Annotated in this window: 19 protein-coding genes and 1 tRNA gene; 8 read left to right on the forward strand and 12 right to left on the reverse strand. The window is 72.1% G+C overall.

Annotation, left to right across the window (positions count from 1 at the left end):
• The first annotated feature begins 4 nt into the window (after positions 1-4).
• Together DEJ19_RS08140 and DEJ19_RS08145 are read left to right on the forward strand one after the other, a co-directional pair.
• On the forward strand, positions 5-493 hold the full coding sequence (locus DEJ19_RS08140) for a peroxiredoxin (protein WP_111095207.1): 489 nt from the start codon (positions 5-7) through the stop codon (positions 491-493).
• Between the two features lie 56 nt (positions 494-549).
• Positions 550-1,476, forward strand: a complete 927-nt coding sequence (locus DEJ19_RS08145; protein ID WP_181441553.1) for an alpha/beta fold hydrolase — start codon at positions 550-552, stop codon at positions 1,474-1,476.
• 98 nt (positions 1,477-1,574) lie between these two features.
• Here the strand turns inward: DEJ19_RS08145 and DEJ19_RS08150 are convergent, their stop codons facing one another.
• The 5 genes from DEJ19_RS08150 to DEJ19_RS08170 form a co-directional block, all read right to left on the reverse strand.
• On the reverse strand, positions 1,575-3,161 hold the full coding sequence (locus DEJ19_RS08150) for an alpha/beta fold hydrolase (RefSeq protein ID WP_111233428.1): 1,587 nt from the start codon (positions 3,159-3,161) through the stop codon (positions 1,575-1,577).
• The gene (locus DEJ19_RS08155) at positions 3,158-4,138 is read right to left on the reverse strand and encodes an amino acid--[acyl-carrier-protein] ligase (RefSeq protein WP_204166209.1); all 981 of its coding nucleotides are present in this window, start codon (positions 4,136-4,138) and stop codon (positions 3,158-3,160) included. Before DEJ19_RS08155 ends, DEJ19_RS08150 begins: the two co-directional genes overlap by 4 nt.
• The gene (locus tag DEJ19_RS08160; RefSeq protein WP_111233429.1) at positions 4,135-5,310 is read right to left on the reverse strand and encodes an acyl-CoA dehydrogenase family protein; all 1,176 of its coding nucleotides are present in this window, start codon (positions 5,308-5,310) and stop codon (positions 4,135-4,137) included. The genes DEJ19_RS08155 and DEJ19_RS08160 overlap by 4 nt, the downstream gene beginning before the upstream one ends.
• Positions 5,307-5,606: an acyl carrier protein gene (locus DEJ19_RS08165; RefSeq protein WP_111033509.1), complete on the reverse strand. Its 300-nt coding sequence runs from the start codon at positions 5,604-5,606 to the stop codon at positions 5,307-5,309. Before DEJ19_RS08165 ends, DEJ19_RS08160 begins: the two co-directional genes overlap by 4 nt.
• An 81-nt stretch (positions 5,607-5,687) precedes the next feature.
• The gene (locus DEJ19_RS08170; protein WP_181441554.1) at positions 5,688-6,062 is read right to left on the reverse strand and encodes a holo-ACP synthase; all 375 of its coding nucleotides are present in this window, start codon (positions 6,060-6,062) and stop codon (positions 5,688-5,690) included.
• Positions 6,063-6,168: 106 nt separating this feature from the next.
• Here DEJ19_RS08170 and DEJ19_RS08175 point away from each other — a divergent pair, with 106 nt between their 5' ends.
• Together DEJ19_RS08175 and DEJ19_RS08180 are read left to right on the forward strand one after the other, a co-directional pair.
• Positions 6,169-7,206 carry a nitroreductase family protein gene (locus DEJ19_RS08175; RefSeq protein WP_111233430.1) on the forward strand — a complete coding sequence of 346 codons (1,038 nt, stop codon included), beginning with the start codon at positions 6,169-6,171 and terminating at the stop codon, positions 7,204-7,206.
• Positions 7,203-8,777, forward strand: coding sequence for a phenylacetate--CoA ligase family protein (locus DEJ19_RS08180; protein WP_258377412.1), 1,575 nt, complete (start codon positions 7,203-7,205; stop codon positions 8,775-8,777). The genes DEJ19_RS08175 and DEJ19_RS08180 overlap by 4 nt, the downstream gene beginning before the upstream one ends.
• Positions 8,778-8,795: 18 nt before the next feature.
• Here the strand turns inward: DEJ19_RS08180 and DEJ19_RS08185 are convergent, their stop codons facing one another.
• The 5 genes from DEJ19_RS08185 to DEJ19_RS08205 form a co-directional block, all read right to left on the reverse strand.
• On the reverse strand, positions 8,796-9,347 hold the full coding sequence (locus DEJ19_RS08185) for a hypothetical protein (RefSeq protein ID WP_111233431.1): 552 nt from the start codon (positions 9,345-9,347) through the stop codon (positions 8,796-8,798).
• The gene (locus tag DEJ19_RS08190; protein ID WP_111192931.1) at positions 9,344-10,324 is read right to left on the reverse strand and encodes an aldo/keto reductase; all 981 of its coding nucleotides are present in this window, start codon (positions 10,322-10,324) and stop codon (positions 9,344-9,346) included. Before DEJ19_RS08190 ends, DEJ19_RS08185 begins: the two co-directional genes overlap by 4 nt.
• Positions 10,325-10,389: 65 nt before the next feature.
• Positions 10,390-10,923 carry a hypothetical protein gene (locus tag DEJ19_RS08195; protein WP_111233432.1) on the reverse strand — a complete coding sequence of 178 codons (534 nt, stop codon included), beginning with the start codon at positions 10,921-10,923 and terminating at the stop codon, positions 10,390-10,392.
• A gap of 42 nt (positions 10,924-10,965) precedes the next feature.
• Entirely contained in the window at positions 10,966-11,838 is an 873-nt protein-coding gene (locus DEJ19_RS08200) for a hypothetical protein (protein WP_111233433.1), read from the reverse strand.
• Positions 11,838-12,482: a SatD family protein gene (locus DEJ19_RS08205; RefSeq protein ID WP_111233434.1), complete on the reverse strand. Its 645-nt coding sequence runs from the start codon at positions 12,480-12,482 to the stop codon at positions 11,838-11,840. Before DEJ19_RS08205 ends, DEJ19_RS08200 begins: the two co-directional genes overlap by 1 nt.
• Before the next feature lie 247 nt (positions 12,483-12,729).
• On the opposite strand from DEJ19_RS08205, the gene DEJ19_RS08210 reads away from it, so the two are divergent.
• Together DEJ19_RS08210 and DEJ19_RS08215 are read left to right on the forward strand one after the other, a co-directional pair.
• A complete protein-coding gene (locus DEJ19_RS08210) occupies positions 12,730-14,898 on the forward strand; it encodes a hypothetical protein (RefSeq protein ID WP_146250673.1) in 2,169 nt (722 codons plus the stop codon).
• Between the two features lie 54 nt (positions 14,899-14,952).
• Positions 14,953-15,025 (forward strand) — tRNA-Val (locus DEJ19_RS08215).
• Positions 15,026-15,072: 47 nt separating this feature from the next.
• Here DEJ19_RS08215 and DEJ19_RS08220 read toward each other — a convergent pair.
• Entirely contained in the window at positions 15,073-15,429 is a 357-nt protein-coding gene (locus tag DEJ19_RS08220; protein WP_051596779.1) for a putative quinol monooxygenase, read from the reverse strand.
• A gap of 172 nt (positions 15,430-15,601) precedes the next feature.
• On the opposite strand from DEJ19_RS08220, the gene DEJ19_RS08225 reads away from it, so the two are divergent.
• Positions 15,602-16,534, forward strand: a complete 933-nt coding sequence (locus DEJ19_RS08225; RefSeq protein WP_111233436.1) for an AraC family transcriptional regulator — start codon at positions 15,602-15,604, stop codon at positions 16,532-16,534.
• 8 nt (positions 16,535-16,542) lie between these two features.
• Here the strand turns inward: DEJ19_RS08225 and DEJ19_RS08230 are convergent, their stop codons facing one another.
• Complete coding sequence (locus tag DEJ19_RS08230; RefSeq protein ID WP_111233437.1) at positions 16,543-17,382, reverse strand: helix-turn-helix transcriptional regulator; 840 nt, start codon at positions 17,380-17,382, stop codon at positions 16,543-16,545.
• 106 nt (positions 17,383-17,488) lie between these two features.
• Between DEJ19_RS08230 and DEJ19_RS08235 the strand changes: the two genes are divergently transcribed.
• Positions 17,489-18,460 carry an SDR family NAD(P)-dependent oxidoreductase gene (locus DEJ19_RS08235; RefSeq protein ID WP_111233438.1) on the forward strand — a complete coding sequence of 324 codons (972 nt, stop codon included), beginning with the start codon at positions 17,489-17,491 and terminating at the stop codon, positions 18,458-18,460.
• Positions 18,461-18,495 lie beyond the last annotated feature (35 nt).

Below are 18,495 nucleotides of genomic sequence, written 5' to 3' on the forward strand. Positions count from 1 at the left end.
AGCGATGGCACTGGAGATCGGCTCACTCGCGCCGGACTTCGAGCTCCCGAACCAGTTCGGTGAGCACGTCCGACTCAGCGACTTCCGCGGCAACCGCCCGGTCGCACTCGTCTTCTTCCCGCTGGCGTTCTCGTCCGGGTGCACGAACGAGCTCTGCACCCTGCAGGACAACATCACGATGTTCCAGGACCAGCGCATCGAGCTGCTCGGCATCTCGGTCGACTCGAAGGCCACGCTCCGGTCGTTCGCCGAGGCGAACGGATACGACTTCGAGCTGCTCGCCGACTTCTGGCCGCACGGCGCGGTCTCGAAGGAGTACGGCGTGTTCCTCGAGAACAAGGGCTTCGCCACCCGCGCGACCTTCGTCATCGACGTGCAGGGCCGCATCAAGGCCTCGATCATCACCGAGCCCGGCCTGCAGCGCGACGTCGCCGAGTACAAGGCGGCCCTCGACCGGCTCGCCGCCTGCTCGGCACCCGTCCCCGTCGGCTAGCGTTCCGAATCCCTCCTGACGGACGCGTCCGCGTCGACGGTCGGACAGGAGGCCCGGTGCACGCCATCGACACCGACCCGCGTGGTCACGGGGTCGCCGCTGATGCGTACGCCCCGTACCCGGTGCGCGTCACGCCCGGCGCCTGGGGGCTGACCCGCACGGTCGTGGAGGCCCCGACCGGGCCCGTCGTGGTGCACCACCGCGCCGGCCCGGACCCGCTCCTGCTGCTGCACGGCGTCGCGGGCTCCTGGTCGACGTGGACACCGTTGCTGCACGCCGCGGACGGGATCGGGGACCGCGGGCTGGTGCTCGTCGACCTGCCCGGCTGGGGGTCCTCGCCGGCTCCGGACGGTCCGCTCGGGCTCGACGCCGTCACGGGTGCCGTGTCGGCGGTCCTCGGTGCGCTGGGCCTCGGCGCGGTCGACGTGGTCGGGCACTCCATGGGCGCGTTCGTCGGGTTGCACCTGGCCGTGGTGGCGCCCGAGCGGGTGCGGTCGCTCGCCCTGGTGTCCGGCACCACGGTCGCGACCGCCGGTGCGGCTCGGCACCCGGTGCGGGCGCTCGGCACCCTGCCGGCGTTCACCCTGCTGCGTGCGGGCCTCACGATGACCGGTGGCGCCGCGCGTCCGCTGCTCCGGGGGATCGCGCGGATCGGTCTGTTGCCGCTCGTCGCGGCGCCGGTGTTCACGCACGTTCGACGTCTGGACCCGAGCGTGCTCGAGGCCTTCGTCGAGGAGCTCCGGCCGGAGCAGTTCACCGAGGCGGCACGGTCGGCGGCGGCGTACGACGTCGACCGGTGGCGTGCCGTCACCTGCCCGGTGACGGCGATCGCCGGACAGGACGACGTGTTCGCCCGCGTCTCGGACCTCGAGGCGCTGCGGGCGCTCGTGCCGCAGGTCCGGACGGTGCTGCTCGACGACTGCGGGCACTTCGCCCACGTCGAGCGTCCCGATGCCGTCGCGCGGGAGCTCGGCCTGCGCTGAGCCGACGTGGATGCGTGTGCATGTGGCGACACCACACGAGTCGTACGACGCGTGGATCGTCGGAACATGCACCCGCACGGTCTGCCGGGCGGGGCGCGTCAGGTGTGGACAGGGAACGTCGCCGCGACGCGGGAGCGCACCTCGGCGACCACGGCCTCGCGCATCGTCGGGGAGAACAACGCGTGGTCGCCGTCCTCGACGCGGACGACGGACACCGAGCCGCGACGGTCGTCACCGGGCCAGCGCCGGACGGCCTTCTGCCCACCGAGCCGGTCGAACAGGGCGGCGTCCTCGGGAGCGACGATCACGACGACGTCGGTGCCGTGCTCGACGAGCGGGCGGACGTGGCCGACGACGCCGCCCATCCGGTCGCGGCGGGCGATGCGGTCGCGGACGGCCTTCGGCACGAAGCGGTTGTACCGCTCGCGTACCCACATCCGGGCGGGCGACGGGGCGTCGATCGCCCGGACTCCGTCGGCGTACGAGCCGGGCTCGGCCGGGACGCGACGGTAGTCGTTCGGGCTGATCTCGACGACCAGGCGCGGGGCCTCCTCGACGGCGCGGCCCGCGACCCAGGCGCCGGCGCACATGCCGACGAGCACGAGCCGGTCCGAGGGTGTGGCGAGTGCGGTGACGACGGCGGATTGGTCCTCCACCCACTCCTGCGCGAACAGGAAGCTCCGCTCGTCCTCGTGCACGCCGGTGCTCTCGCCGGTGGCACGACGGTCGACCCGGACGACCCGGGCGCCGTCGCGGGCGAGGGCGCGGGCGAGTTCGACCTGGTAGTCGGTGGCCCCCACGCGGTGCTCGGCGCCGCCGCTGTGGAGCACGACGACGGGGGCGTCGTGGTGCTGGGCGGACGAGACGGTCTCGATCCCGAACAACCCCTGATCGCCGAGGTGGACGATCCGCTCCGACACGCGGCCGTCGACGTCGAGGACCTCGTCGAGGACGGGCACGCGGACGGGCACCGCCGTCTCGGGTGCCCAGGTGTCGAGCCAGGCGACGACGGTGTCGACGGCGGCTCCGGGGATGCGGGCGTGGATGCTCGTGCCGTCGAGGAGCTCGGCGCTGCCGGTGACCTCGGTCACGTCGACGCCACCGAGGGGCTTCGGCGGCCGGGCACCCGGACGGACGAGCGCGACGGTGGGTCCGGTGCGCGGGGCGAAGGCGAGGTCCGAGAGTGCGGCGGCCTCGTCCGGCTCGACGTCGAACCCGATGAGGCTCTCGACGCCGTCGACCACGCGGTCGGCACCGATCGTGATGGTCGCGAGGGCGCGCTGCCGACGGAGCCACCCCTTGCCCGATGCCGGGGCGTCCCAGACGACGAGGCCGTCGGTGTCCGCGGCCGCGTTCGCCGCGACGAGGGCCGCCGAGGCCAGCCCGACGAAGGCGACGTGCTGCACCCCCGTCGTGCGGAGCACGGCGGCGGCGTGGCGTGCGGACCGGACCTGCGCGTCGGGCGCGGTGTCGGGTGCGCCGTCACCACGTCCGGACGGGTCGTAGCGCACCGAGGCGATGCCACGGGCCTCCAGGCGGTCGGCCAGCAGACGGAGCGTGCGGTACGCGATGACGCCCTCCTGCCCGAGCGGCGGGCAGATCACGACGCCGGCGCGCGCGGCGGCGGGGAGCTGGACCGCTGCGCGGATCGCCGGCGATCCGGACCAGCCGTGCAGCGTGGTCACAGGGCGAGGGCGGCGCGGGCGGACGCCGGCCAGGCGTCGAGGTCCGTGCCGTGGGCGGCGAACAGGGCGATGGTGATGCGTTCCAGGCCGAACGCGATGCAGGCGCTGTGCGCGACCTGTCCGTCCTCGGTGCGGAGGCCGAACGAGGTGCCGAAGTGGTCCTCGTGCAGGTTCGCGGAGCTGATCGCGGTGGCGTCGTGGTCGGGGCCGTAGACCTTCGTCACGAACTCGAACTTGAGCGCCTGCTCGACCTGGTTGCGGGCGAGCATCTGCCCGACGCGGCCGAAGAAGGGGTCGTTGGCGGGGACGACGTCGATCTCGAGCCCGAACGACTCGAGCAGCGCGCGCATCACCGGGATGCTGCCGTCCCGGTGGGCCGCCGCGGACGCGGGGGTGCCGACGTGCACGAACTCGTGCATGTGGAAGGCCTGCAGGCGCATCGGGTCGAGCGAGGGCTCGCGGCGGAAGGAGTCGCCGAGGACGTCGAAGAACCGGCCCTGCTGCGGCACGGTGTCGCCGATCAGGCCGTAGACCGGGTGGCAGACCGCGGGGGTGAGCATGAGGTCGGCCGGCTCGAGGAACCCCTCCCAGCGCTCACCGCGCTCGCGGGCGGCGAGCAGTGCGCGGTGGGTGCGGTCGTCGCCGGTGAACCCGGAGATCGACGCGGCGAGGTCCGGGAACGACGCGATGTAGTCGGTGCGCTCGAACGACGCGAGTGGCTCGACCGGCGGGAAGCGCAGGACCTCGGCGCCGAGGTGCTGCTGGCTGCGCACCGCTGCGGCGTCGACCGCGGCGTACACGCGCTCGAAGACCCCGGTGCGGCCGTAGAGGCCGGGCGTGCCGAGGTCGAGGAGGACGCCGTCGGTGAGCAGGCGGGCGCGGAGGGCTGCGCGGGCGGCGTCGAGCGCGGCTGCGTCGGCGGCGGTGTCCGCGGTGGTGGTGTCGGTGGTGTGCGTGGTGGTGTCCGTGATCGTCACAGGATCACTCCCGTCATGATGGCCAGGTCGGCGTCGTTCTTGAGGAGACGGTCGTTGCTCACCATGACGGCGGCCCCGTGGGCGTCTCGGAGGTGTCGGGCGATGCTCATCGGACCCGAGGCGGCGTAGCCCGCGATCCCGACGATGCGCAGCGCCTTCGTGACGATGTCGGTGACGCGCTCGGACGCACCGATCTTCAGGGCGTTCGCGGCAAGGGCGTACGCGCTCGAGGCCAGCACGTCCGGGTCGTCGGCTGCGGCGTCGAACCGTTCGGCGGCGTGACGCACCGAGTCGGCGAGGGCCTGCAGGTCGACCAGGAGCTCGGCGAGCCGGAGCGCACCGGGCGGGGTGGTCCCGACGGCGGCGCGAGCCTGCTTGCGGACGGCGCTGCGGGCACGTTCGGCGGACGAGACCGCGATGCCGAGCCAGACCGAGGCCCAGAGCACGTGCGACACCGGCAGGACCGTCTGGGCGGAGATCGCAGCGTAGTCGTCGCGGAACACCCGGTCGGTCGTCGTCTCGGTGTCGAGGATCCACCCGTTGCTGCACGTGCCGCGGAGCCCCATGGTGTCCCAGGTGGACGTCTGCGACAGGACCATCGTGTCGGTGCGGCAGATGAGCAGTCGCTGGTCCGACGCCGGGGCGTCCGGGTCGCGGCGGGCGGTGACGAACACCGCGTCGGCCTCGGTGGCGTACGAGATCACCGGCGCGTCCTTGCGCAGGCGGATCCGGCCGTCGTCGGTCGGCTCGATGGAGCAGGTGGACCGCCGGGCGTCGCCGCCGACGCCGCGCTCGGTGGTGGCCGACGCGACGAGTGCCCCACCCCGGACGGCCTCGATCGTCTCGAGCACGCCGGCACCGTCGCCGCCGTGCCGCCAGAGCGCCATGACCTGGCCCTGGTGCATCGCGAACACCATGCCGGTCGCGGCGCAGGCGCGGCCGAGTTCGGTCGCGATCGCGGAGAGCTCCGCCACGGAGGCACCCTCGCCACTGTGCTCGGTCGGCACCGCTGCCGCGAGCAGGCCGTACTCCCGCATCGCGGCGATGGCCTCGCGCGGGGGCCGGGCGTCGCGGTCGACCTCGTCGGCGAACTGTGCGGCGACCTCGGCCACCGCGCTCGCACGCTCGGCGAACCGGTCGACGACCGACGGTGCCGGCAGGACCAGGGTCACGAGGCGAGCTCCGCGGCGAGCTCCGCCGCGGCGACGATCGACTCGACGGTCGCGAAGGTGGACCGGTTCAGCACCGAGTCGGGGAACTCGACGTCGAGGTCCGACTCCACCGCGAGCATCACGTTGACCGTGGCGTGCGAGGTCAGGCCGAGGGCGTAGAGGTCGGCGATCGACGCGACGTCCCACGCGTCGACCGTCAGCCGGCCGTGCTCGGCGAGGGCGCGACGGACGGCCCGGTCGGTGGCCGGGTCGGCGATCGTCGCGGTGGTGCTGGAGGGGTTCGGGTCCTGTTCCATGACTGCAACCGTAAAGAGGAACGGCCCTCGGGAAACCGCCGTGCAGGTGCGGGAAACCGCACCCCTGTCCGGAGCGCCGGGTCAGCGCTCCGAGAGGGCCACCACCGTCGCCACCGCGAGCCCCCGTTCGTGTGCCAACGAGACCGCGATCGGGCCGCACCCGATCGACTCCGCCAGGGCCGCGGCCGCTCCGGACAGCTCGACCGTGGGGGCACCGCCGGCGTCGAGCACGACGGCGACGTCCCGCAGCGGGATCGCCTGGTCCGGAGCCGGCCGGAGCAGCTTCACGACGGCCTCCTTGCCCGCGAACCGGGCAGCGAGGCGCTCCGGGTCGTCGCCGGTGTCGGTGCGCTCCCGCAGGGTGAACACCCGGTCCAGGTACCGCTCGCCGTGCGCCGTCACGGCGTCGACGACGTCCTCGACCGCGGCGAGGTCGGTGCCGGTGCGGATGGTCATCACGAGGAGCAGGCTACGCACCGGTTGTCCACAGTGCATGCCCTGACCGGCATGGGGGACGCCGGGGGTTCGTATGATCGTCGCCAGGGACCACCGAGGGGGAACGATGGCATCACCGTGGACGGGCATCATCGAGGACGCGCGGCACTACCCGTCGCCGCACAACTCGCAACCGATCGTCGTGCGCGTCGAGGACGACCGCACCGCGACCGTGTTCTACGACCTGCGACGGGGGTTGCCGGCGGAGTCGTTCGGCATCCCGTTCGGGCACGTCTGCGCCGGGGTGTTCCTGGCCGGGCTCGACGTGGTGGCACGAGCGCACGGGCACACCGTGCAGGAACGGCTCGACCACGCCGAGATGGACTTCGGTCGGCTCGACGCTGGTGCGGACGACCGCCTGCACCGGCTGGGCACGGTGACGTTGCGTCCGCACGTGGTCACCGCGGACGACCGGGAGGCCCTGTCCGGCTTCCTCGCACGGCGCACCTCACGCAGGCCCTACGACGCAACGCTCGTCGACGCCACTGCGATCGAGGCCGCGTCCGCCATCGCATCGGCGGCCGGGCAGCGCTTCCGCACCACCGACGACCGGGCCACCGTCGACGAGATCGTGCGCGTCAACCAGGAGACCCTGTTCGACGACCTGCAGCACGACGCCGTGCACGACGAGATCCTGCACTGGCTGCGGTTCTCGAAGCGACAGGCAGCGGCCACCGGCGACGGGCTGTCCGCCGAGACGATGCTCATGCCCGGCCGGGTGCTCCGGTTCGCCATGGAGCACCGCGGACTCTGGCAGGCCCCGGGCATCGGCGGGGTCTTCCGCAGGGTGTACCTGTCCACCATGCGGGGCGTCCGACAGCTCGCCTGGCTCGAGGGACCGTTCAGCACCCCGGCCGAGTACGTCGAGGCCGGACGGGTCTTCATGCGCATCTGGCTCGAGTTCTCCGCCCGCGGCATCGCCATGCACCCGTTCGGCACCGTGATCACCAACCCGCGGTCACACGCCGCGTTCGTGGAACGTGCGGGCGTCGACGAGTCCGACGGGCGGATGGCCTGGATGCTGTTCCGCTTCGGACACAGCGACCCACCACCCCTGGCACACCGCCGACCCGCAGCAGCGATGACCGTCGGGGGGACCCGGTGAAGCGCGCAGCGGTGTTCTCGGTGGTGTGGGTGGTCGAGACCTTCGTCGCACTGTTCATGCCCCGGGTCGGCACCCACAAGCTCCTGCTCACGCCCGGCATCGAGCCGCTCCGCTGGACCCTCGGACGCTGGCGCGCCTGGCGGACCGCGGAACGGGCTGCGAAGCGGGTCCCCGCGTACCGGGCGTTCCTGGCGGAGTCCGGACGCGCCTCCAGGCTCGACACCCGTGGCGGGATCGCCGCGGCGATCTCGGGACTGCCCGAGATGGACAAGGACTCCTACGTCAAGCGCTGGAGCATCCCCGAGCGCTGCATCGACGGACGCCTGCCCCGACGCGGCGTCGTCGTCGACGAGTCCAGCGGGTCGAGCGGCACCCCGACCAGCTGGGTGCGCGGCCCCGACGAACGCCAGGCCACCCGACAGCTGCTGCAGCTCGGGTTCTCCCGCACCGCCAAGGACCTGTCGAAGCAGCCGTTCGTGCTCAACGCCTTCTCCCTCGGGGCCTGGGCCACCGGGATGAACGTGACCGCCTCGCTCACCGAGTCCTCCATGATCAAGTCGATCGGCCCGGACCGCGACAAGATCGTGCAGACGATGCGCGAGTTCGGCACCGACTTCACCTACATCATCTGCAGCTACCCACCGTTCCTGAAAGCCCTGTTCGAGGACGACCGGCTCGACTGGAGCCAGTACACGATCGTCGCCGCGTTCGGGGGCGAGGGCATCAGCGAGAACATGCGCGCCCACATCGAGCAGTACGCGCAGGCCGTCCTCGGCTCCTACGGGGCGAGTGACCTCGAGATCAACCTCGGCATCGAGACCCCGTTCAGCGTGCAGCTCCGCCGGGCGATCGCCGCCTCACCGGAACTCTCCGCCGCCCTGACCAAGCAGGGCGAGTACGGGGTGCTGCCGATGGTGTTCCAGTTCAACCCGTTCGGCTACCTGATCGAGACGAACGACCTCGGCGAACTCGTCGTCACCATCGCCCGCTCCGAGAACATCAGCCCACGCATCCGCTACAACATCCACGACCGCGGACACGTGGTGCGGATGAAGGAGCTGCGGTCCGTGCTGCGGGCGACCGGACACGCGGCGCTCGCCGCCGAGGCCGAGCTCGACCTGCCGCTGCTGTTCCACTACGGCCGGTCCGACCTGTCGGTCGACTACAACGGCGCCGTCGTCGCACCCGACGTGGTGCGGGACGTCGTGTACGGCGACCCGGAGCTGCTCGAGGCCGTCGAGAACCACCGGCTGATCAGCTACGAGGACGACCGCGGTGACCGGCAGCTGCACATCGCGTTCCAGCTCGCCTCGGGCGCTGGCGGGTTCGACGCGGATGCCGCCCGGGGCGACGTGATCGGCGAGCTGCGGCGGTTGAACAAGGACTTCTCGAACGCGATCCGCACGGCGCCGCCCGGCACGCTGCCGACGGTGGCGTTCTACCCGTACCGGACGGGGCCGTTCCGTGAGGACGGCAAGAAGCTCAAGAACGAGTACGTGTGGCAGCTGCCGGCCGGGTCGGTCGCGCAGTGGGACCTCGACCTGTCGTGGGTCGCGGCGAAGGAGGCCTGAGCCGAGCCGGTTCCGGCGCTAGTCGTACTGCGGCGGCCAGTCGAAGGGCGCCGGCAGGTGCGGGACCTCGCCGACGGTCGTGACGACGAGGACGATCTGGCGCAGGTCCGTCAGCTCGATCGAGCGCGGGTTGCCGATCCTCCGGTGCCCGTCGACCCACACCGTCAGTTCGCCGCGCAGGCCACCGACGTGCTCCGGACCGAGCGAGACGCCCCACTCGTCGAAGAACTGGCCGAGCGTGAACGTCTGCTCCGTCGGGGACTCGACGTGCACGATGCCCGACGTGTCGTGCGTGTGGATCTCGGCGGCGAACTTCCGGCTGTCCGAGTGCCCGACGTTCGCCGGGACGGTCACCGGTTCGTCGCCGTCCAGGATCGTCAGGTGCGTGTGCACGTGCTCGGCCAGCCGTTCACTCCAGACGTTCAGGAGCCCCGCGGACTCGGCGCGGGCCGTCAGATCGGTCGGCCGTGGCCAGGGCGGAGCGTCGCGGGCGGTGGCCGGTCCGGATGCGGCGCACCCGGACAGCAGCAGGAGTGCGGCCACCGCGACCGCGACGCTCCGGCGTCTCACCAGCGGTCGTGGACGCTCGCGCGGAACCACGTGTCGTACAGGTCGTGCACGGTGGCGTCCAGCCCCTCGATCGGCGGCAGGTCGCCGGCGGCGGCGTTCGAGCGCGCCTGCTCCGGGTTGCGCGCGCCGGGGATCGCCGCGGTGACGCCGTCCTGCGCGATGATCCACGCGAGCGCCGCCTGCGGGACCGAGACGGCGTCCGGCAGGGAGGCCGCGAAGGTCTGCGCGGCGCGCACGCCGTCGTCGTAGTCGACGCCGCTGAAGGTCTCGCCCTGGTCGAAGGCCTCGCCGTGGCGGTTGTAGTTGCGGTGGTCGCCCTCGGCGAACGACGTGTCGGTCGTGTACTTGCCGGAGAGCAGCCCCGAGGCCAACGGGACGCGCGCCAGGATGCCGACCCCTGCCTCCAGGGCGGCCGGCAGCACGCGGTCGAGCGGCTTGAGGCGGAACGCGTTGAGGATGATCTGGACGCTCGCGACGCCGGGCCGGGCGATCGCGGTGAGGGCTTGGTCGGCGGTCTCGACGCTGACGCCGTAGGCGGCGACCGAGCCGTCGGCGACGAGCGCGTCGAGGGCGTCGTAGACGGCGTCGTCCTCGTAGACCGGGGTCGGCGGGCAGTGCAGCTGCACGAGGTCGAGGGTGTCCTGCCCGAGGTTCCTCCGCGAGCGGTCCACCCACTCGCGGAAGTTCGCGGCGACGTAGTTCTCGGGGACCTGGTCGGCGCGACGGCCCATCTTCGTGGTGATCGTCAGCGGCACGTCGGGGTTCGCGGCACGCCACGCGCCGATGAGCTGCTCGCTCCGGCCGTCGCCGTAGACGTCGGCGGTGTCGAACAGGGTGACGCCCGACTCGACGGAGGCGTCCATGACGGCGTTCGCGTCGGCTTCGGAGACGGGACCCCAGTCACCGCCGAACTGCCAGGTGCCGAGACCGATGGGGGAGACGGAGCGGCCGGTGCGGCCGAGGGTGCGACTCTGCATGGATCCGAGCGTAGTCAGACGCGCACGGGCGGGGTTCAGCCGGGCAGGGTTCAGCCGCGCGGGGTTCAGCCGATCGTGGCGACCCCGCGGCGCAGGAGCGCTCGCGCGGCCCGGGCGCGGGGGATGACCCAGACGGCTGCCCACAGGGCCATCGCGCTCCACAGCAGGATGAGCATCATCGTGATGAGCGTGCCGTGCTGGTCGCGCATCGACCAGGTCATCGCGATCCACAGCACGCCGAGGACGACCTTGCCCCAGCCGGCGCCCTCGCGGTCGGCCTGTGCCTGCACGAGCGGGATCCACTGGTCTGCCGGCACACCCGCGGGCACCTGGCCGTCGGCGATCCACTCGCGGACGACGATCGACCGTTCGTAGCCGCCCTCGGCGCGCCAGGCGCGGCGCTGCAGGACGACGGCGATCGCGGCACCAGCCACGGCGGTCGGGACACCGGCCGAGACCAGGACGGTGGTGGTCGCCTCGGTCCACGAGGACAGGACCAGCATGACCAGGACGACGGCGAAGGCCGCGCCCGTCACACCGGCACCGAGCAGGCGGAGCCGCCCGGCTTCGTCGAGGACACCGACTCCGACACCGTTCACGGGGGAGAGCGTACCTGCGGTGATCGGGGGCCGGGCTGTTCGTCAGCCCAGTGCCAGCAACCAGCACATGCCGGCGGCGGCGAAGGCCATCGCCCAGCTCACCAGGCTGCCGATGAGGAAGTACTCGGCCTGGTACCCGGTCGTCTCGCGGCGGATCTCGGGGAAGCGGACGATCCCCTTCGCGGCGATCAGCGCCGCCACGACGGGGAAGGCGCCGGCCAACGAGAACCCGGCCAAGAGCAGGCGCTCGATCGGGCCGATCATGCGTCCGCCCTTGAGGGTGACCGTGCCGTCCGTGTCCGTGTCTGTGTCTGTGTCCGTGTCTGCCGCGGGCGCCCGGGTGGTGCGGCGCCAGTCGAAGCGCTTCCGGCGGGTCGGTTCGGCCGCCACAGCACCGAGCCGTGCGTCGGGCGACAGCCCCGTCGGCAGCGCCTGGGCGACGACCACGTTGGCCGAGTCGACCAGGAACAGTGCGGACCCGATGCCGGCGACGAGCGCCGCGAGCGGCACCGCTCCGACGAACGCCGGGCCGGCGTCACGGTGCCAGTCGACCACGAAGCCGGAGGCGTCGGCAGCCGGTACCCAGAGCAGCAGCACGGCGACGGCGACCGCGAGCAGGACGGCCGGCCAGGACCCGGAGCGTCGGAGCCAGGGGAGTGCCCGATCCCGACCGCCGGGTGCGCCACCGGACCGCACCGGGATCGTCGTCGCGACCCACAGGGCTGCGAGGACGACCGCGACCAGCACCGACCAGACCGCGAGGCCGAGGCCGAGCACCGCCACGGTCGTCACGACGGCCCAGAGCAGGACGATCGCCGTGGTGGTCAGCACGCGCCGAGGTGCCGCATCGGTCCCGGTCCGTGCGCGGACGACGTCGGCGAGCCCGACGAGGGTCAGGAGGACTCCGGCGAGCATCAGCGGCCCCCGTCCCCGAGGACACGCAGGCCCTCGACCAGGGCGGCGACGCCCGACTTCTGCACGGACTGGGACACCGCCGACGGGGTGATCCCCTCGTCCGCGGCGATCTGCGCCTGCGTCCGACCCTGCACCAGACCGAGTGCGATCCGGCGGGCACGGGGCGCGAGCCGCGAGACGACGTGGTCACGGCTGAGGAAGTAGGCGTTCACGAGTCGCTCCGTCGTTCCGTGGCGGTCGTCGGCGTCGTGGTACCAGGACCGCAGGAACGCGGTCCGGCCGTCCTCGCGCCGGTGGGTCTCGTTGATGGCATCCCGCGCCGACCACCAGCCCGGGCCGTCCTGCAGCGGGCCGGTGCCGCCGGTGCCGATCGTCCGGACCTGCCCGCGGCCGATGCCGAGGCGGATCTGCACGGTCGGGGGGAGTGCGAGGGTCGCGGCCGTCGTCGCGACGAGGGCGTCGGTGAGCGTGCCGTAGATGACCTGGAACTCGTCGCCGACCGTGGCGCGGAGGGGGTCGAGTGCGGCGATGTCCGCGGTACTGTCGAACGCGCGCTCGACGTCCTGCTGGGCTGCGGAGCGGTCCTCGAGCGTGCGGGAGTCGACCAGGTCGACGATCACGGCGATCACGGGCTCGGACTTCATGGGTTAAGCGTAGAGCTTCATATCGTCGAAAGTAAGGCTCGGGCTAAACCATTCGAGTCAGCCACTCTCGCCAGGCGAGGCCCGCGCGCTGAAATGTCACCTTCTGGACGTCTGGCTTCGAACCTGACAGCATGGGCGGACGCTGTCGGAGGGGGACGAGCAGATGGATGGTGCACGACCGGGGACGGGTGTCGCCAGCGCGGGACCGACCGAGACCGCGGTGCGGCGGCAGTACGGTCCGCCACCCGTGCCGTCGATCGCGTGGAGCGGCGGCCGCGCGGTGCTCGCCTTCGTCGTGCCGTTCGCTGCCGGGCTGCTGCTGGCCGGGGTGGTGCTGCTGCTCGGCGTCCCCGGTGGTCGAGTCGCCCTGGTGAACGGTGCGTTCGTGGCGCTCGACGGGGCCGCGGTACCCGTGGCCCTGCTCGCCGTGGGCACGGTCATCGCGGCGCTCGGGCTCGGCTTCGGGGTGACCGCAACCACCGTGGTCATGCTCGCGGTCGCAGACGAGGCGGTGGCGGGGCCGCGCGACGCCTGGCGGTGGTCGGTTCACCGCTGGCGGCTCATCGTCGAGGCCGCTCTCGTCACGGTGGTGGCGGTGGCGGCGGGGACAGCCACCACTGTGTCGTGGCGGGCAGGTGGATGGGGTGTCGTCGTGATCGTCGTGCTGCTGGTGGTCGGTGCCGTCGTCGCGGCGCCCCTGCTGCTCGGCTGGGCGTTGCTCGTGGCCGGTGTGCCCCGTCGTCCCGCGTTCCGTCGTGCCTGGGGGTCTGGTCGGGTCGTCGTCCGCGGTGGACACGAGGCGACGGCGACGCCGCGTCGTGCGCTCGTCGGGGGAGCAACACTGACGACGGTGCTCGGGGTCGGCGTCCTGCTGCTGCTGCGCCTGTTGCCGCCGTCCGTGCTCCGGAGCAGCGTCATCGTCGCCTGGTGCTGCATGGCCGCGACCGGACTGGTGCTGCTCGTCGTCGCGATCGCGGTGCGCGGCGCCGCAACGCGGAACGAAGGCGGTCGGCTTCGGTCACCGCTGGCGCCGGACTCGGTGGCCGGGGGACGACGGGCGCGGCCTGGACTCGTCGGAGCGGGCGTGGTGCTCGTCCCGGCGGTGGTGTTCGCGGTGATCCTCTCGAGCAATCCGCTCGGCGTCGTGCAGTACGACGCCGCGTCGGTCGATGCGCGCGCCATCTCCGGTGGAGACGTCGCCGACGTCGCAGGACAGACCGCTGTCGTGAGCGCGCCGTACACGCCTCCGAGCAGCCTTCGGATGTGTCGACAGGTGTCCTGCGACGAGGCCACGGAGATGCCCAGCCGGACACTCGGATCCGCGGTCGGCAGCGCGGGTGACGGCGGGCTGCTCACCGCCCACTGGAAGGTGCGGTTCGACGGCGAGGAAGCGCAGCAGTACGAGCTCGAAGTCGTGCACTCCAGAGCGGACCAACTCGATGCGGCGCCGAAGTCGGACGGTGCCCCCTGGCCCGCGGGAAGGCGGGCGGGGAAGCGCGACTCCGCCGACGAGGAACCGGCCGTCGATCGCCCGGAAGGGCGCCGCACCACGGTCACTGCCGTCGACATCGTCGACGGAGACCGGGATCACGTCAGCCACTGGATGACGGACGTCGCCATCGCGGGTTCCGGTGACCGGCCGGTGGTGGCCGGGATCGCCCGCCGCGGCGAACCGGACGCGCGCTCGCACCTGGTCACCGTGTTCTGCGAGGACGTGGCTTGTACTGACCACACGGTCCAGAAGGTTGCGCTGCCGTGGATCCCGCCGCTGGACCACCAGGGTGTGGACGTCGCCGTCGCACCGGACGGCGCGGCCGTGGTCTCGCTGGTGTCAGAGACTCACCAGGACTCGACCTTCTCCGCCCTGCGGCTGGTGTCGTTCGGTCCGGACGGCGGACAGCCCGTCGTCCGCGACCTGTCGCACGCGATCCCGCCGGGGGAGCCTGTCCGGGCGTGGGACGAGGCGTACGACGCACGGGTGGCGATCGGCGGCGACGGGAACCCGGTCGTGCTCGCGCGGTCGAACGGGATCGCGACCCAGCGGCTGACGTTCTGCGCGGATGCGTCGTGCTCGTCTTCGTCGCACACGGACATCACGCCGAAGGGGCCGACGGGCCTTCTTCCGGCGTTCGTCATCGACCGATCGGGGCGGCCACTCGTCGCGGTCCGTGACGAGGAACGGGGCACTCTGGGACTGCTCTCGTGCCGTGACGCGCGGTGCACCAACTCCGAGCAGACGACGATCGCCCGGTTCCCGCCGGTGCAGGACGAACGGTCGGGCACCAGCACGCTGGCGATCGGCCTCAGCGCCGACGACACCCCCATCGTGCTGTCGGGGGGCGTGTCGGAGGACCGGGACGAGGACGTGCAAGGACTCGTGATCCGCTGCGACCGACCCCGGTGCGGGGTGTCGTGACGTGCCCGCCTGGTTCGACGACGATCGAGCGCTGACACCCTAGGATCGTGGTGAGGGCCTTTAGCTCAGCTGGTAGAGCGCCACGTTTACACCGTGGATGTCGTCGGTTCGATCCCGGCAGGGCCCACCGAGCCGCCGCTGGCCGGTCTCCCACCAGGACCGGCCAGCGATCAGTCAGTCGCTGAGGGGCGACAGCCATTCGGCTTCGAGGTCGCCTTCGACGAGGTCCGCGAGCTTGCCGAAGTAGTCCTGCATGTGCGGCTGCTGCACGTGGCGCGCGATGTCCGCCCCGGAGGACCACCGCTCGTAGAACGCGAACGCCCCGGGCTGCTCCTTCGTGGTGTGCACCGAGTACTGCTCGTAGCCGTGCTCGGATCGCACCGCGGGGATGATCGCGCGGATCGCGTCTTCGAGTTCCTGCTCCTTGCCGGCCCGGGCGCGGGCGAACCCGTAGACGGCCACCGGGGTCGTCGAGGCCAGGACGTCGGGGGGCATCAGGCCATCGGGGACGGTGTCTTCGGTCGTGCTCATGGTGACTGCTTCCTTCGTGTCGTTGCCGTCCCGAACGAGTGCTCCGGACGTCGCCAACGCTAGGAGCGGCCGGTGGGACGTTCAATGACCCTGAGGACCAGTTTCATGTCCGCCAGGACCATCCGGAATCGTTCCCTGGTCCATCCGGGAAGTCCGGCGTACATTCGTCGAAGTGGACGTCCTCTCCGAAGTGCTCGACATCTCCGGAGTCCGAGGGAGTGCCGGCGCCCGGATCGCGGCCGCCGGAGACTGGGGCGTGGAGTGGGTCCGGGATCGCGACGCCGTCGTCTACGCGGTCACTGCCGGTGTCGCCTACCTGACGGTCGAGGGCGGGGCTCCGAGGCTCATGACGACGGGCGACGTCGTCGTCCTCACCACCGGCGCCGCCCATGCGCTCTCCAGTGCGCCCGGCGTCGGCATCCACTCCTGCGACGTCGCGGCCGCCGACGAGGCACGCCGGGGTGGTGGCCTCCTGCGTCTGGGTGACGGGGACGAGCCGACCCAGATCCTGGGCGCTTCGTACTCGCACGACCCCGCTGGATCCACACCGGTCTTCGCCCTGCTTCCTCCGGTGATCCACCTCCGGGCCCAGCAGCTGGACGCGAGCCTCGCGGACATCGTCCGACTCATCGGGCACGAACTCGCTCGTCCCGGCCTCGCGACCCACCTCGTCCTCGATCGTCTCGTCGACGTCCTCCTCGTCGCGATCCTGCGGACCTGGCTCGCCTCCTCGCCGGAACCCGGCGCCTCGTGGTGGGGAGTCCTCCGCGACCCGCTCCTGATGCGCGCTGTCACGAGGATCCACGACGCTCCCGGTCACCCCTGGACGACCGAGGCGCTCGCACGCGAGATCGCGACGTCGAAGCAGACGCTGGTGCGCCGCTTCCGGACGTTCGCAGGCACCACGCCGGGGGAGTACCTCACCCGCTGGAGGATGAACCTCGCAGCGCGTCGACTCCGTGACACCGACGACGGCCTCCAGAAGATCGCCGCCGACGTCGGGTACACCTCCGTCTACGCGTTCAGCCGAGCGTTCAGCCGTGAACGGTCGCTCCCGCCCGGGCGGTACCGAACGGTCACCCGCGCAGGTGAGCGGCCCGTTTGACGGATGCACTACTCGCTGATCGTCGATGTGCTTGCCGTGCCCATGGACAGCAGGATCAGCGCGCGCGCCGTTGCAGAGCCGGCCTCGCAGCCGTAGACGACGAGCTGCAGGCCGGGTGACCCCTCGACGGCGAAGGTGTGGGCGTCGAACTCCAGCCGCCCGACCTCCGCGTGCTCGAACTGCTTCGCGGTGGTCGTCTTGCGCCGTACTCGTTGCGTGCTCCACCGTTCGGCGAACTCCGGGCTGGCGTTGTTCACTTCCGCGATGAGACGGAGGAGGCGCGGGTCACTCCCGAACTCCGCGGTCGCCGCCCGCACGCTCGCGACGGTTGCGTCTGCGGCGCGGGTCCAGTCGGCGTGGAAGTGCCGCGCCGTCGGGTCGAGGAAGGTCATCCGCACGAGGTTGTCGAGCCGTCCGAAGGGTGCGTACACCGCACGGGCCAGGGCGTTCGCGGCGAGGACCTCGTGCGCGGGGTCGATCACGAACGCGGGGTGCGTCGACCACGAGTCGAGCAGCTGCCCGAGAGCCGGCGTCACCGACGTCGCCACGCGGGGGAGTCGCGGGGAAGCAACCAGCCCTGCCAACGCGAACAGGTGGGCGCGCTCGTCGCCCTCGAGCTCGAGCCCGTCGGAGATGCCCTCGAGCACGGCGGCGCCGGGGCTCACCTCCCGCCCTTGCTCGAGGCGTGTGTAGTAGTCGACGCTGACGCCGCCCAGCACCGCGAGTTCCTCCCGGCGGAGTCCGGGCACCCGGCGGACACCGCCGCCTGGCAGTCCGAGCGACTCCGGGGTGAGGCGGCCGCGGACCGCGCGCAGGTACGCGGCGAGGGTGAGGTCGTCGGCGGGCATGGGCACGGGACCAGGGTAGGTGGCAGGAGCGCCGCCTCCCTGGTCCTGCCGCACCCCGGCAGGACAGGGCGATGGTCCGGGACTGCGCGGCGTCGAGGCTGGGAGCATGGACACCAGCAGCGCACCCCAGCCCGTTCACCCCTACCTCGGCCTCTGGGTCACAGCCGATGGCCGTATCCGCCACGAGCTGCGGCCCGACGGCCGCTACGTGGAGGCCCGAGGCGACCGTGAGGCGGCGTACGTGGGCACCTACGAGGTCGACGGCGACCACATCGACTACCGAGACGACACCGGCTTCACCGCGGACGGCGACTTCAGGGACGACGTCCTGCACCACGCGGGTATGGTGCTGCACCGACGGAAGGTCGTCCTCGTGACGGGCGCCTCGAGCGGCATCGGTCGCGCGACGGCGATCCGCCTCGCCGCGGCCGGCCATCCCGTCGTGCTCGGGGCCCGGCGCACCGACCGGCTCGACGAGCTCGTCACCGAGATCGAGGGGGCGGGCGGTACGGCGATGGCAGTGCCGCTCGACGTCACCGCTCTCGCCTCGGTGCAGGAGTTCGCGGCTGCTGCCCAGGCACGCTTCGGGCGGATCGACGTGCTCGTCGCGAACGCCGGCGTGATGCCGCTTTCGCCCCTTGCCGCCGGCCTCGTCGACGAGTGGGACAGGATGATCGACGTCAACGTCCGCGGCCTCCTCCACAGCATCACGGCGACACTGCCCACGATGCTCGCGCAGGGCACGGGCCACGTCGTGACGATCGCATCCGTCGGTGCCTACGACGTCTCGCCCACGGCTGCCGTCTACTGCGGCACGAAGTTCGCAGCACGGGCGATCACCGAGGGGTTGCGTCAGGAGTCACCGCGCGGAATCCGTGTCACCACCGTGTCGCCCGGAGTCACCGAGTCCGAGCTCGCCGCAACGATCACCGACGCCTCCGCCGCCGCCGCGATGGTCGTCTACCGTGCCGAGTCGATCTCCGCCGACGCGATCGCCCGCGCCGTTTCCTACGCGGTGGCCGAGCGACCCGACGTCGACGTCAACGAGATCGTCGTGCGGCCTGCGGCCCAGCGTTGAGTTGCTCCGCAGCGTCGCAGCGAGCGAGTGGCCGA

It is taken from the genome of Curtobacterium sp. MCSS17_016 (genome assembly GCF_003234255.2).
GTDB classification, from domain to species: domain Bacteria; phylum Actinomycetota; class Actinomycetes; order Actinomycetales; family Microbacteriaceae; genus Curtobacterium; species Curtobacterium flaccumfaciens.